Below are 12838 nucleotides of genomic sequence, written 5' to 3'. Positions count from 1 at the left end.
TATTTTGTAATTATCGCGACCTGTTTTTATGTCCCTTGGCCATCACTCAACTGCATACGTATCAGAGCAGTGTGAGGTGGTTCACATTTTATGGGGAGGCCTGTGTTTTGGCTATAACGTCGACAAGTTCACATGCGGACGTTTATTAACATGCCTTGAGTGTGGCTTTTGATAAGACATATTCTCCGTCCTCGAGTCGGGCAATGGGTGCGCATCTGCCAATTGTTTTACTTCAGATACTCAATGCCTGAATGCATTTAACAGGGCGCCCGCAAAGAGCGCTCTGACGGAGGATTAATGGATTTACTGACCTTGTTCAAGGTGCTGATTCTTGGGGCGGTAGAAGGCCTGACCGAGTTCCTGCCCATTTCCAGTACGGGCCACCAGATTATTGTTGCCGACTTGCTGGAGTTCGGCGGCGAACGCGCGATGGCGTTCAACATCATTATTCAACTGGGCGCCATTCTGGCGGTGGTCTGGGAATTTCGCCCGAAGATCTTCGAGATCGTCAAAGGCCTGCCGACCCAAAGCAATGCCCAGCGTTTTACCCGCAATCTACTGATCGCCTTTTTCCCGGCGGTCATTCTCGGCGTGTTATTCGCCGACACGATTCATGAATACCTGTTCAACCCGATCACCGTTGCCGTTGCATTGGTGGCGGGCGGCATCGTGATGTTGTGGGCCGAGCAACGGGATCATGCAGTGAGCGTCGACCATGTGGACGACATGAAGTGGGCCGACGCGCTGAAGATCGGTTGCGTACAGTGCCTGGCGATGATTCCGGGCACGTCGCGCTCCGGTTCCACCATCATCGGCGGTCTGCTGTTCGGCCTGTCACGCAAGGCCGCCACGGAGTTCTCGTTCTTCCTGGCGATGCCGACCATGGTCGGTGCCGCGGTGTATTCCGGCTACAAGTACCGCGACCTGTTCCAGAGCGGCGACCTGCCGGTCTTCGCCCTGGGCTTCGTCGTCGCGTTCATCTTCGCGATGATCGCCGTGCGCGGCCTGCTGAAGTTCATTGCGAACCACAGCTACGCCACCTTCGCCTGGTACCGCATCGCCTTCGGCTTGCTGATCCTCGCTACCTGGCAATTTGGCTGGGTGAACTGGACGGCTGCGGCGGCAAGCTGATTACTGACTGCTGAGCAGTGCAGCGACGGCGAGATCATTCAATTCAGAGTCGGGCGAATCCTGACGAAACCGCTGCAACGCCGAGGTGAAATACGCGGCTTGCAGCATGCCGTCACTGGCGAGGAAATAACGTGCCGCTTCAATTTCCTCTACCGAATACACACGTTTTTTCAGTCCGGAAATGTCCGACATCCCGTCGACTGTGACCATCGTCGTCGTGAAAACCAGAAAACCAGACATCTGGGTAGATTGAAAAGGGCCATTTTCCCCGTTGCCGCACCCCTTCGCAAAATCACAGGATGCATAGGCGCTTGCAGAGAGAGTCGAGAGTAAAGCGAGGAGGGTGAAACGCTTGAGTAAAACACAGCTGAACGCGGGCATAACCAAAAGACATCCTGTCAGTACAACAAAACTCCGGGCAACGCTCATTCGTTGCCCACACGCTCCACGCGTCGATCAACGCCCGGCCAGCAACTCCGCCGCCTGATCCAGCAACGCCAACGGATCCTTGGCCTTGTGGATATCCACCGACAACAACTGCCGAAACTTGCGCGCCCCCGGAAAACCGGTGCCCAGGCCCAGCACATGCCGGGTGATGTGATGCATCGCGCCGCCGGCCAGCAAATGCTCGGCTATATAAGGCCGCAACTGCGCCAGCGCCTCGGCCCGGCTGATCACCGGCGCGGTGCTGCCGAACAACTGCTGATCCACCTCGGCCAGCAGATAAGGATTGTGATACGCCTCGCGCCCCAGCATCACCCCGTCAAAGGTCTGCAGATGCTCGTGGCAGGCCTCCATCGTCTTGATCCCACCGTTCAGAATGAACTCCAGCTCCGGAAAATCCGCCTTCAACCGCGCCGCCACGTCATAACGCAACGGCGGAATGTCACGGTTCTCCTTCGGCGACAACCCCTCCAGAATTGCAATCCGCGCATGCACCGTAAAACTGGTGCACCCGGCATCCCGCACCGTGCCGACGAAATCACACAGCTCCTCATAACTGTCCCGCCCGTTGATCCCGATCCGATGCTTCACCGTCACCGGAATCGACACCGCATCCCGCATCGCCTTCACACAATCCGCCACCAACTGCGGATGCCCCATCAGGCACGCCCCGATCATATTGTTCTGCACCCGATCACTCGGGCAGCCAACGTTCAGATTCACCTCGTCGTAACCGTGCTCCTGCGCCATGCGCGCGCAAGCCGCCAGGTCCAGCGGGACACTACCACCCAACTGCAACGCCAGCGGGTGCTCGGCTTCGTTGTGACGGAGGAAACGCTCGTGATCGCCGTTGAGCAGCGCGCCGGTGGTGACCATTTCGGTGTAGAGCAGGGCATTTTTCGACAGGATGCGTAGGAAGTACCGGCAGTGACGGTCAGTCCAATCCATCATCGGCGCGACGGAGAAACGGCGGGAGAGTGGAGCGGGTGTGGCGGAGATTGGGGGCATTGGGGGTACGGAATCGGTGTGGCTGGGAGGTGGGGGAGTTTATCAGGAATGGTGTGAGGCTGGATGAGTCGAGGGGGATGGAGGGGAGATTCCGAGACCATAGAGTGCCGAATTTCTTGTGTACGGGTCGATAACTCCGCCTCTTCATTCGGATCGCCGTGAGTAGACAGTCTGCTGGCAAAATAGTAGCTTCGCTTCTGATCTCATTATGCCATCCGTAGCAAAGCCAATAAAAATTTAGGGATAAATTATTCATGCGTTCTCCAGTAAAAGTTTTTGTCAGTTACAGCCACGAAGATGAATCTTATAGAAATGATCTAGTAAAGTATTTTTCAAATATGGTGCGTAATAAGGAGATTTCTACTTGGACTGATCGAGATATTAGTGCAAGTCAGAAGTGGCGAGAAGAAATCGATAATAATCTTAATGGAACACAGGTTATAATTTTTTTAGTAAGTCCAGATTTTATTAATTCGGATTATTGTGTGGATGTGGAGATGGCTCGGGCGTTGGAAATGCACCGTGAAAATCAAGCCTTGATTGTTCCGATATATATACGCGCCACAGATGTGAAACATTCACCGCTGGCTGAAATTCATTCTTTACCGACTGACAGGCGGCCAATAAAATCTTGGGATGATAAAGATCGTGCTTGGTTGGACGTGATTGAGGGGCTAAGGAAAACAATAGCTACTTTGCCGGAGGAAAAAGAGATGGCGACAGTTGTTGATTTGACTTTGAAACTCACAGAGTCGCATCGAAGCTGGCTGGATGATACAGAAATTGCTTTGGTTCATCGTCTAGTCCCAAAGGTCAAACTTAGTGATGTCTATGTTCCTCCAGATTTTACGTTGAAGTCAGGGGATTTTAGTAATGTCAGGAAAGTAGTAGGTTACAGAAAAATATTTGAGGATCTTGAAGGTATTATTGTTATTGGTGAGGAGCAGGCTGGTAAAACGTCATTGGCTAAATTTATTATTAGGGAGGGGTTGGCTGAGGATTTTTTCCCTGTATATATAAGTGGGAAGGATGTAGTTTCTGCTGCAGTAGATAAACTCATCGAAAGGCGAATATCTGAGCAGTACTCTGAGAGTTTGGGTGGCTTTGAAAAGTCAGGCAAAAAACCTCTGCTGTTGTTGGATGATTTTCATCTCATTACGCTCAATAAGAAATATATCGCCCAACTTGTCGAGCACATAAAATCCGTATTTGCAAAGGTCGTGATTTTTGCAAAAGATACGTTTAGGTATGTATTGCCAGATCACGCGTCACTTGAAAGTTTCCAAATAATGAGTATTCATGATTTTGGCAATGTTAAGCGTACTCAATTAATTGAGAAGTGGGTTGCGCTAGGTCGAGAGGAACATATTGATGAAGCAGAGCTTTTTAAAGAGTCTGATGACATAAAGGTCAGGGTAGACTCCATTATTCGTAAAAATGTTGTTCCTTCAAAACCAATATTTATTATTTCCGTATTGCAGATGCTAGAGGCTTACACCTCCCAGAGATTGGAGTTGACCTCGCATGGTCATTGTTATCAGAGCTTGGTTTACCAAGCGCTTGAAAAAATCAATGTTAAATCTAATGAGATTGATAAATATATTAATGTGCTATCGGAACTTGCTTGGAAACAGTATTCCAATGATGGTGAACCTCTTTCGTCTAGGGGGCTGGTGGAGTTCTTTGAGGATTACGAGAGACAGTTTTTGAGTGTCGATAGGGTAAAGGTTACTCAGGATCTTATAAATTGCCACCTGCTACGTGATGTAGATGGTAAGGTTTCATTCAAATATCCATATATATACTATTTTTTTGCTGCAAAAAAAATTGCAGATACTTTCAGTAAGGATATTGAAATTAAGAAGGAAATTACTCGGCTTTTGGATGGGCTTCATAGAGAGGATCATGCGAATATCATAATTTTCATTACTCATCACACTAAAGATGCTTGGATACTTGATGAGATACAAATGTCTTTAATGGCATTGTTTTCGGATAATCGCTTGGCAACTCTTCAAGCAGAAGATCTTAGTTTTTTGGATGAGTTTCTTAAAGAGATTCCTAAGCTGGTCATGGTTGAGCGGGAAGTTCAGCAAGAGCGTTTGAAACGTGATGAAGCTTTGGATGAGATGCAGTTATATGATCAGCAAGATTTGTCAGGTGGTGAGTATGAGCCTGTTGTCTTGACGGAGGGGGATACCAACTTATTTGCAAATGTTAATAAAGTGTTCAAAGGCTCTGAGCTCATTGGTCAAATAATTAGAAATAGACATGCATCTTTGAATAGAGAGGAGATGACACATCTTCTACGAGAAACCTACGGTTGTGGATTAAGGTTTTTGCAGTTTTTTATTGAATTGTCTGATATGGCAAAAGAAAGCGTGGTTCATACCATCTCCCATGAAATGAGGGAAAATCCACTTCAAACGAACTTGGCAATTGAAAAGGAGGCCAAAAGTACATTTTTATCAATGACCTTTGTGGCAATATATGCCGTTCTAAAGAAGATGGCAACTTCAACTGGATGTGCAGAGGCGGAAGAGATTTATAAAAGCTTGGAAGATGAAATTTCTAGTCCCGCTATCAAGATAATTAACCAAGCTATTACTTTGGATTTTCATAAGAGAATTGATTTCAAAGCTCTCAGTGCATTGGCCGATGAGTTTAAATCCAATGCCGTGTGTGATCGGATATTGAAAGAGATCGTAATACAGCATGTTTACATGTTTCCAGTGAATTATAGAGACAAGCAGAAAATATCATCGTATTTGAATGTCCCAATGGAGCGGCTGCAGCTTCAAGATGTGAATAAAAACGTAAAAATGCTTGAGGCTAAGTGATGGTTATTAACGATAGGCTGCCCGAAGGGTTTTATCCAAGTATCCAAAGGGCTGCAGGGCAGAGTTCGAGATTTTATCAGAGGGTTCATTATTCATTATTGCTGATAAATTTGTCTTTGCTGGTTTTTGCGGCGTTTTTGTCTAAATTTAAAATTCAATTTATAGATTTTGGTTACAATCAAACGATTCTTTTGGCTCTTGGTTTTGTAATTCTGATTTATTTAGGGGTAAGTAAGCCTGAAAGGATCTGGTATTCCAAAAGGTCGCTTTCTGAGACAATAAAAACATTGAGTTGGAGATACTGTTGTGTTTCTGCCCCATTTGGAGGTTCAGAGCCAATTGACAGTGCTCTGTTTTCTGAGCGCATTCGTGAGTCTTGCTTAGAAAGTGATGCGTTGGATAGGTTGAGCTCGAGCAGTTCATTGCTTGTTTCTCCAACTAAAGAAATGTTGCGTGTTAGACAGCTCTCCCTGGAGGAAAAGGTCACTTTTTATACTTCCTGCAGGGTGAGAGGGCAGTTAAAGTGGTATTTGATGAAAGCAAGAAGAAATAAAATAATCCATTGCTGTTTGTTTGTTTTGCTTTGCTTGTTCAGTATTTTGTCAGTGTTTTTATCTTTTTTGAAAGAGTTCCAATCTGGCGCGGATATGCCCACGGATGTGGTCATTGCTCTATCCAGCTCATTAATTGCTTGGATGCAATCGAAAAAATACGTTGAATTAAATGCTGCTTATGAAATGACTGCTTATGAAATAGAGTCTGCGAAGAATATGGTTCACTCTATTTCAAGTTTTTCGGAGTTTGAGAGGTATGTCGATGAAATGGAGAACCTCTTCTCTCGTGAACACACTCAATGGATTGCCAAAAGATCTTCTTGATTTTACTGATTTAGAGTAAGGGGGCGGATTTGTTTGCTCGGATGTGAAAGTGTATATAAACAGTCACCAGTTTCGCGCAAGCCAAAAAAACTGGGACTGTTTTAAACAAAAAAACTCACTCGTTTAAATGACTCATTCTTTCGTCATCCACGACCTACACAACCTTGCGCCACCCCCTACACCTAAGACAGAATCCGCCGGCTTGTGCGTCTAGCTCGTGGCTTTTATCGTTCTCGAGTCACTGAAAAACCAGTGATCGGGTTTGGTAGCCCGCGTGTTAGATGTACTGCGTCATCGTCTCCGGTCGTGCTTTCGATCGGGGTCTATGGTGGTCATGTACAGGGCGTCTTCGGGCGCGCCGGCTCCTAACACCCGGTCTACCAACCTGTTCATGGCCGCCACCCTTCGTTTGGTAGCGAAAGGGTGAAGCCTTCACTAAAAGTGTTAGGAGTTTCATCCATGTTCAAACCAACACCCAACCCACCAGAAACCGATCCAGTCTCCCCCTACAAATTCCCCGATTCACGAACCCTCAACGAAGCCGCCGAACGCGCCCTCGATCACTATCTCACCCCACAGCAACGGATCATGGGCAGCCACACCAAACACGATCCGATGTACTTCGCCAACCCGGCCTATGACACCGAATCCCTGCTCGCCAACGCGAGCGAATCCCTGGGATCAGCCTCCGAAATGCTCAACAACTTCGCCGCCACCCTGGAACCCGCCCACCGCAAAACCGCCATCGGCATTGCGCAGTTGGTGATGTTGGGGTCGTTGGCGGTGAATCAGGCGCTGGATAACGTCGAGCCGAAGTAAATTCGGGCAACCCTCTGCGGTGGAGGGTTGATCGTCAGGCGTGGGTTCAACCTGAAACCACGCTGAAACCACCGCAAGTTTCATCTCCCCGCCACCCGCGCAGGCCTACGATCCCTCTACAAGTTCCCGATCCCACCCGAGCGCCACACACCATGAACAATCCACTCAAAGCGCTACTGCTCGTCGCCACCATCTCGGTTCTAACCGCCTGCTCCGGCTCCGGTGGCTTGACCACCACTAGTTGTTTCTCCAGCGACTGTCAGTCGCCGCAGGCGCGTAACGTGAATACGTTGAAGTTTGGCGGGAGCAATATCGGCAATAGCTTCAACCAGTACAGCTCCGGCCTGATGCATGACGACTGAGGTTTACGGGGCCGCGGGTACGGCGATCCATTCGCTCAGGACTTTCTGGTATTTGCCGGTGACTTTGCTCAGGTGCAGCCACTGGTCGACGTAGAGTTTCCAGCTGATGTCGTCGCGCGGCAGCAGGTAGGCTTTTTCGCCGTATTGCATGAACTGGCTCGGGTTGACGGCGCACAGGCCGGGTTTGAGTTTCTGCTGGTAGAGGGCTTCGGAGGCGTCGGTGATCATCACGTCGGCCTTGTTGTCGAGCAGTTGTTCGAAGATGGTCACGTTGTCGTGCAAGGCCAGTTGCGCCTTGGGCAGGAAGGCGTGGACGAAGGCTTCGTTGGTGCCGCCGGCGGGTTCGACCAGGCGCACGTTCGGTTGGTTGATCTGCTCGACGGTCTGGTATTTGGACTGGTCGGCGCAGCGCACCAGCGGGATCTTGCCGTCGACGTCGAGGGTGTTGCTGAAGAAGGCTTTTTTCTGGCGTTCGAGGGTCACCGAGATGCCGCCGACGCCGATGTCGCACTTGCCGGCCTGCATGTCCGGCATCAGGGTTTTCCAGGTGGTTTGCACCCATTCGACCTTGACCCCGAGGCTGCCGGCCAGGGTTTGCGCCATGGCGATGTCGATGCCTTCGAAGCCGCCGTCCGGGCGTTTGAAGGTGTAGGGTTTGTAGTCGCCGGTGGTGCAGACGCGCAACTGGCCTTGTTGCTGAATGGTGTCGAGGTGCGAGGCCGGTTCCTGTGCCTGGGCCGCGCCGGCCATGGCCAGCAGGCCGCAGAAGATCATCGTGCTTTTTGGAATCGTCATGGAGATCGGGCTTGTGCAGTGGAGGTGCGGGCCAGTGTAGTGAATGCGTTTACCGGGTGTCATCCCGGTTCCGGGCTTAACGTGCCCAGCCACGCCACCAGTCCCACGATCAACAGCGCAATCACCAGTTCCAATGCCACGCTGCGGCGCAAGGCGTTGGCCGCCACTTGATGCTGCCCGGCGCGCAACGATTGTTCGAGCAACGGCCCGAGGTGGAAGCGGTTCAACGCGGCCAGCACCAACATGCCTCCGAACAACACAACCTTGATCGCCAGCAGAATCCCGTAGGTGCCGAGCAGGACTTCGCCCAGTGTCGGGCCGACAATGAACAGGTAGTTCGCCACGCCGGTGACCGACAGGATGAGCACAATCGCCGCGCCGACGCCTTCGAAGCGTTTGACGGAATCGGCCAGCGAACGAATGCGCGCCTCGCTGCACAGTGCGTCGAGCCGCGACATCAGGATCAATGCGAGCATGGCGCCCAGCCACGCCCCCGCCGCGAGCAGGTGCAGGATGTCGCTGAGAAAATGCCAGAAGCGCTGAGATCCCTCGTCCATCGCCCCGTGTCCGCTCCAGGCCAGGGAGGCGAGGGCGACGGCGCCGGCCAGCGACGTCAGCCTCAACCCCGGCCAGATCACCACGGCGATCAGCGCAATCATCCGCAGCGCCCACGCCACCCCGACGTCGGTTTCCAGCACCATCATTTGCAGGTGCGGCCACAGCGCCGCGAACGCCGTTTCGCCACTCATGGCGCGGGTCATCAGCACCAGTCCCGCCACTGACAGCAGGGCCCCGATCAACGCCATCCCGCGCAGCATCGGCCGAAACCGCAGCGCCGCGTCAACGCTGTACAGCCCGAACAGCGCCAACCCGAACAACAGCAGCAAATCCACATACAGCGCCAGACGCAGGAGGATGTTGATCAGTTCAGCCATCGCTCACTTCACTTTGAACGTGACGTTGCCGGTGATCGGGTGCGTGTCCGACGACACCGCACGCCATTCGACCTTGTAGGTGCCGGCCGGCAGAGGCGAAAGCGGGGTGACGAGCATGGTTTTCGGGTCGCTGCCAGCGCTGACTTTGGCCTTCATCGGCATCGGCGAGTGGGCCATGCCGGGCATTTCGGTCATCACCAGTTTGGCGCCGGAGAACTGGGTCAGCAGATCCTCCGAAAAACGCAGTTCGATTTTGCCGGGCGCCACGCCGTCGGCACCTTCGGCCGGGGTCGAGGACAGCAGTTTCGGATGGGCCTGGGCCAGGGTGCTCAGGAGCAGGCCGCTGACGAGTACAAGGGTGATTTTTAATGTGCGCATGCAAGACCTCGGTGTTGTTTTTTTAGGGGATTCAGAACCACAGCCGCACGCCGAGGACGAGTCGCGCTTCACTGCGATCCTCGCCTTCTTCCCGGGCGTAATCGGCGGTATTGCCGTAAGAGCGGTTCCAGGTCACGCCGATGTACGGCGCGAATTCGCGGCGGATTTCGTAGCGCAAGCGCAACCCGACTTCGGTGTTCGACAGGCCTGAGCCGATCCCGCGTTGCGGGTCGTTTTTGCCGTAGACGTTGAGTTCGGCGGTCGGCTGCAGGATCAGGCGATTGGTCAGCAGGATGTCGTAGTCGCCCTCCAGCCGCACCGCGCTCTGGCCATTTTCGCCGAGGAACGCCGTGGCTTCGGCTTCGAAGTTGTACAGCGCCATGCCCTGCAGACCGAACGCGGCCCAGGTTTGCGGGGCGCCGGGTTTGAAGTCCTGGCGCACGCCAGTGACCACGTCCCACCACGGCGAAATCGCGTGGCCCCACAGGGCCTGGATTTCCGCATCTTCGGTCTTGCCGTTGCTGCGCTCGCCCTCGGAGCGCAGCCACAGCCGATCGATGTCGCCGCCGATCCAGCCGGACAAATCCCAGGCCAGGGTGCTGGCGTCGTCGGCGTCCTGCCATTCGAGTTTGTCGGCGAGGAAGTACGTGTTGATGGCGCTGTCGTGGACCTGGTGTCCGGCATGGCTGGTGAACACAGCGGCGCGGTCGGCGTCGGTCAGTGCCGGGATCGGCGTGCGGCTTTCGGTCGGCGCGGCGGGCTGCATCATGCCGTCGTCCATGCTCTGCATGTCGGTCATTTGACTGTGATCCATGCCTTGCATGTCAGCCATCCGGCTGTGATCCATGCCCTGCATGTCGCTGGCGGCGAAGGCCGGAGCCATCGACAGGAGCGACAACGAAAACACGGCGAATCGGGTCATGGTCGGCGTCCTCATTCTTCTACCCGCACTTCGCGGAACATGCCCATTTCCATGTGGTACAGGAGATGGCAGTGATAAGCCCAACGGCCGAGCGCGTCGGCGGTCACGCGGTAAGTGCGGCGGGTGCCGGGCGGCATGTCGATGGTGTGTTTGCGCACCTGGAAATTGCCGTTTTCGTCTTCCAGGTCGCTCCACATGCCGTGCAGGTGGATGGGGTGGGTCATCATCGTGTCGTTGACCAGCACCAGGCGGATACGCTCGCCGTACTTCAAGCGCAGCGGCTCGGCGTCGGAGAACTTGATGCCGTTGAACGACCAGGCGAATTTCTCCATGTGGCCGGTGAGATGCAGTTCGATGGTGCGGCTCGGATCGCGGCCATCCGGGTCTTCGAAGGTGCTGCGCAGGTCGGCGTAGGTCAGGACGCGACGCCCGTTGTTGCGCAGGCCGAGGCCGGGGTCGTCGAGTTTCGGCGCGGTGGTCATGGCTTGCATGTCCACCAGCGGGTTGTCCTTTTCGCTGTCGGGGTGCGCCTGCATCGGGCCCATGTTCATGCTCGAGTGATCCATGCCGCTCATGTCCATCGAACCATGATCCATGCCGCCCATACCCATGTCGTCCATGGTCACCAGCGGGCGTGGGTCCAGCGCCGGCACCGGAGCCGACAAACCGGCGCGGGTGGCGAGGGTGCCACGGGCGTAGCCGGTGCGGTCCATGGCCTGGGCGAACAGGGTGTAGGCGTCGGCGGCGGGCTCGACGATCACGTCATAGGTTTCCGCCACGGCGATGCGCAACTCGTCGACGCTGACCGGTTTGACGTGCAAACCGTCGGCGGCGACCACGGTCATTTTCAATCCGGGAATGCGCACGTCGAAGTAGCTCATGGCCGAGCCGTTGATCAGCCGCAGACGCAATTTTTCGCCGGGGCGGAACAGGCCGGTCCAGTTGTCATCCGGGGCGTGGCCGTTCATCAGGAAGGTGTAGGTGGCGCCGCTGACGTCGGCGATGTCGGTGGGATTCATCTTCATCTGCGCCCACATCGTGCGATCGGCGACGGTCGCGCCCCAGCCTTTTTCGCTGACGTCATGGATAAAATCGCCGACGGTGCGCTTGTGGAAGTTGTAGTAGTCGGACTGCTTTTTCAGGGTCTTCATCAGGCTGGCCGGGTCTTCGTCGGACCAGTCGCTGAGCATCACCACGTACTCGCGGTCGTACTGGAACGGCTCGGGCTCCCGGGCATCGATCACCAGTGGCCCGTAGACGCCGGCCTGCTCCTGCAAGCCGGAATGGCTGTGATACCAGTAGGTGCCGTGCTGGCGAACCTTGAACTGGTAGACGTACACGCCACCCGGCTCGATGCCCTTGAAACTCAGGCCCGGCACGCCGTCCATGTTGGCCGGCAGCAGAATGCCGTGCCAGTGGATCGAGGTGTCTGCCTTGAGCCGGTTGCGCACCCGCAGCGTCACGGTGTCGCCTTCGCGCCAGCGCAGCAGCGGTCCGGGCAGGCTGCCGTTGATAGTCATGGCGGTGCGGGGCCGGCCGGTGAAGTTGACTGGGGTTTCGCCGATGAACAGCTCGAAATCGGTGCCGCTCAGTTCATTTATCTGGCCGGGGCTGTTCAAGGCCCAGACCGGCGTGCGCCACAGGCCGAGGCCGCCGAGCAGACCGCCGGCGGCGAGGCCTTTGACGAAGGTGCGTCTTGAGGTGGTTGAAGGCATGCGCTGGAAGTCCCCGTTTGACCAATGACGGAGAAGCTAACCCGCAGCAGCTTTCAGCTGGCTGAGGCGTGGATTACAGTTTTGTCAGGTTCGACCTACAACCCAAGTCCCTCCTGAACTACCAGCAGCAGGTTGTTTTCCGTCAACGCAATCGCATCCAGCTGTTGCCCGGTCTCGGGCGTCTGCAACCACCAATGGCTTTCGCCGTGTTCGTCGACGGTGCGCAGCAGCGACGCTTCGCGTCCTGACAGGACGATTTGCACACGCCCGGAGCCATCTTCGGTGAACCGGGCGATGGGGTCGAACGTCAGGCTGTGGTGGTTGGCTTCGATGATCAACTGGTCGATGGCGTAGTCATGGGTCTCGCCATCCGGTGAACTTTCGCAAACATGCGTAGGATTGCGCCGGATCTTCAGGCCGACCTCGGTGACCGGTTGCAACCAGCTTTCGATTCGGTGATACAAGGCGTAGACCTGCGCCGGCCAACAATCGATCTCAAGTTCGGCGCAGGTGATTTCGTCAGCATGGGTGTGCCGGGTTTGTTTGAGTTTCGCGGCGAGTTCGTCTGCTTTACTCATGTCGGTTCCCTGTGGTGATTTCAACATCATCGT

The 12838-nt window shown here is 54.3% G+C and carries 13 protein-coding genes; 5 read left to right on the top strand and 8 right to left on the bottom strand.

What is annotated here, in order from left to right:
- The first annotated feature begins 297 nt into the window (after positions 1–297).
- Positions 298–1131: an undecaprenyl-diphosphate phosphatase gene (locus ACKJSM_RS11820; protein WP_410237528.1), complete on the top strand. Its 834-nt coding sequence runs from the start codon at positions 298–300 to the stop codon at positions 1129–1131.
- Here ACKJSM_RS11820 and ACKJSM_RS11815 read toward each other — a convergent pair whose 3' ends face one another.
- A complete protein-coding gene (locus ACKJSM_RS11815; protein WP_410237527.1) occupies positions 1132–1512 on the bottom strand; it encodes a DUF2388 domain-containing protein in 381 nt (126 codons plus the stop codon). It lies immediately after the preceding gene.
- Between the two features lie 75 nt (positions 1513–1587).
- Positions 1588–2583, bottom strand: coding sequence for a tRNA dihydrouridine(20/20a) synthase DusA (gene dusA / locus ACKJSM_RS11810; RefSeq protein ID WP_082934430.1), 996 nt, complete (start codon positions 2581–2583; stop codon positions 1588–1590).
- Positions 2584–2837: 254 nt separating this feature from the next.
- On the opposite strand from dusA, the gene ACKJSM_RS11805 reads away from it, so the two are divergent.
- The 4 genes from ACKJSM_RS11805 (at position 2838) to ACKJSM_RS11790 (ending at position 7482) form a co-directional block, all read left to right on the top strand.
- Complete coding sequence (locus ACKJSM_RS11805) at positions 2838–5423, top strand: TIR domain-containing protein (protein WP_410237526.1); 2586 nt, start codon at positions 2838–2840, stop codon at positions 5421–5423.
- Positions 5423–6301 carry a DUF4231 domain-containing protein gene (locus ACKJSM_RS11800; protein WP_410237525.1) on the top strand — a complete coding sequence of 293 codons (879 nt, stop codon included), beginning with the start codon at positions 5423–5425 and terminating at the stop codon, positions 6299–6301. Before ACKJSM_RS11805 ends, ACKJSM_RS11800 begins: the two co-directional genes overlap by 1 nt.
- 459 nt (positions 6302–6760) lie before the next feature.
- Positions 6761–7120: a DUF6124 family protein gene (locus ACKJSM_RS11795; RefSeq protein ID WP_410237524.1), complete on the top strand. Its 360-nt coding sequence runs from the start codon at positions 6761–6763 to the stop codon at positions 7118–7120.
- Between the two features lie 152 nt (positions 7121–7272).
- A complete protein-coding gene (locus ACKJSM_RS11790; protein ID WP_064598047.1) occupies positions 7273–7482 on the top strand; it encodes a hypothetical protein in 210 nt (69 codons plus the stop codon).
- Positions 7483–7485: 3 nt separating this feature from the next.
- Here the strand turns inward: ACKJSM_RS11790 and ACKJSM_RS11785 are convergent, their stop codons facing one another.
- From ACKJSM_RS11785 to ACKJSM_RS11760, 6 genes are all read right to left on the bottom strand, one after another.
- The gene (locus ACKJSM_RS11785; protein WP_410237523.1) at positions 7486–8277 is read right to left on the bottom strand and encodes a transporter substrate-binding domain-containing protein; all 792 of its coding nucleotides are present in this window, start codon (positions 8275–8277) and stop codon (positions 7486–7488) included.
- A 59-nt stretch (positions 8278–8336) separates the two neighbouring features.
- On the bottom strand, positions 8337–9212 hold the full coding sequence (gene copD / locus ACKJSM_RS11780) for a copper homeostasis membrane protein CopD (RefSeq protein WP_410237522.1): 876 nt from the start codon (positions 9210–9212) through the stop codon (positions 8337–8339).
- Positions 9213–9215: 3 nt separating this feature from the next.
- The gene (gene copC / locus ACKJSM_RS11775) at positions 9216–9590 is read right to left on the bottom strand and encodes a copper homeostasis periplasmic binding protein CopC (RefSeq protein ID WP_410237521.1); all 375 of its coding nucleotides are present in this window, start codon (positions 9588–9590) and stop codon (positions 9216–9218) included.
- Between the two features lie 31 nt (positions 9591–9621).
- The gene (locus ACKJSM_RS11770; protein ID WP_410237520.1) at positions 9622–10512 is read right to left on the bottom strand and encodes a copper resistance protein B; all 891 of its coding nucleotides are present in this window, start codon (positions 10510–10512) and stop codon (positions 9622–9624) included.
- Between the two features lie 11 nt (positions 10513–10523).
- Positions 10524–12227, bottom strand: coding sequence for a copper resistance system multicopper oxidase (locus tag ACKJSM_RS11765; protein WP_236177196.1), 1704 nt, complete (start codon positions 12225–12227; stop codon positions 10524–10526).
- A gap of 95 nt (positions 12228–12322) precedes the next feature.
- Complete coding sequence (locus ACKJSM_RS11760; protein ID WP_236177199.1) at positions 12323–12805, bottom strand: hypothetical protein; 483 nt, start codon at positions 12803–12805, stop codon at positions 12323–12325.
- Positions 12806–12838 lie beyond the last annotated feature (33 nt).

This window comes from Pseudomonas sp. PHC1 (assembly GCF_046487845.1).
Classification (GTDB): Bacteria; Pseudomonadota; Gammaproteobacteria; order Pseudomonadales; family Pseudomonadaceae; genus Aquipseudomonas; species Aquipseudomonas sputi.
Note: the sequence above shows the minus strand (reverse complement) of the source record. Positions and strands in the feature narration are given on the sequence as shown.

Bases quoted from the DNA above. Each gene is read 5' to 3' on its own strand.
- ACKJSM_RS11800 (WP_410237525.1), top strand. From the start codon at position 5,423: ATGGTTATTAACGATAGGCTGCCCGAAGGGTTTTATCCAAGTATCCAA.
- copC (WP_410237521.1), bottom strand. From the start codon at position 9,590: ATGCGCACATTAAAAATCACCCTTGTACTCGTCAGCGGCCTGCTCCTG.
- ACKJSM_RS11795 (WP_410237524.1), top strand. From the start codon at position 6,761: ATGTTCAAACCAACACCCAACCCACCAGAAACCGATCCAGTCTCCCCC.
- copD (WP_410237522.1), bottom strand. From the start codon at position 9,212: ATGGCTGAACTGATCAACATCCTCCTGCGTCTGGCGCTGTATGTGGAT.
- ACKJSM_RS11790 (WP_064598047.1), top strand. From the start codon at position 7,273: ATGAACAATCCACTCAAAGCGCTACTGCTCGTCGCCACCATCTCGGTT.
- ACKJSM_RS11815 (WP_410237527.1), bottom strand. From the start codon at position 1,512: ATGCCCGCGTTCAGCTGTGTTTTACTCAAGCGTTTCACCCTCCTCGCT.
- ACKJSM_RS11770 (WP_410237520.1), bottom strand. From the start codon at position 10,512: ATGACCCGATTCGCCGTGTTTTCGTTGTCGCTCCTGTCGATGGCTCCG.
- ACKJSM_RS11765 (WP_236177196.1), bottom strand. From the start codon at position 12,227: ATGCCTTCAACCACCTCAAGACGCACCTTCGTCAAAGGCCTCGCCGCC.
- ACKJSM_RS11805 (WP_410237526.1), top strand. From the start codon at position 2,838: ATGCGTTCTCCAGTAAAAGTTTTTGTCAGTTACAGCCACGAAGATGAA.
- ACKJSM_RS11760 (WP_236177199.1), bottom strand. From the start codon at position 12,805: ATGAGTAAAGCAGACGAACTCGCCGCGAAACTCAAACAAACCCGGCAC.
- dusA (WP_082934430.1), bottom strand. From the start codon at position 2,583: ATGCCCCCAATCTCCGCCACACCCGCTCCACTCTCCCGCCGTTTCTCC.
- ACKJSM_RS11785 (WP_410237523.1), bottom strand. From the start codon at position 8,277: ATGACGATTCCAAAAAGCACGATGATCTTCTGCGGCCTGCTGGCCATG.
- ACKJSM_RS11820 (WP_410237528.1), top strand. From the start codon at position 298: ATGGATTTACTGACCTTGTTCAAGGTGCTGATTCTTGGGGCGGTAGAA.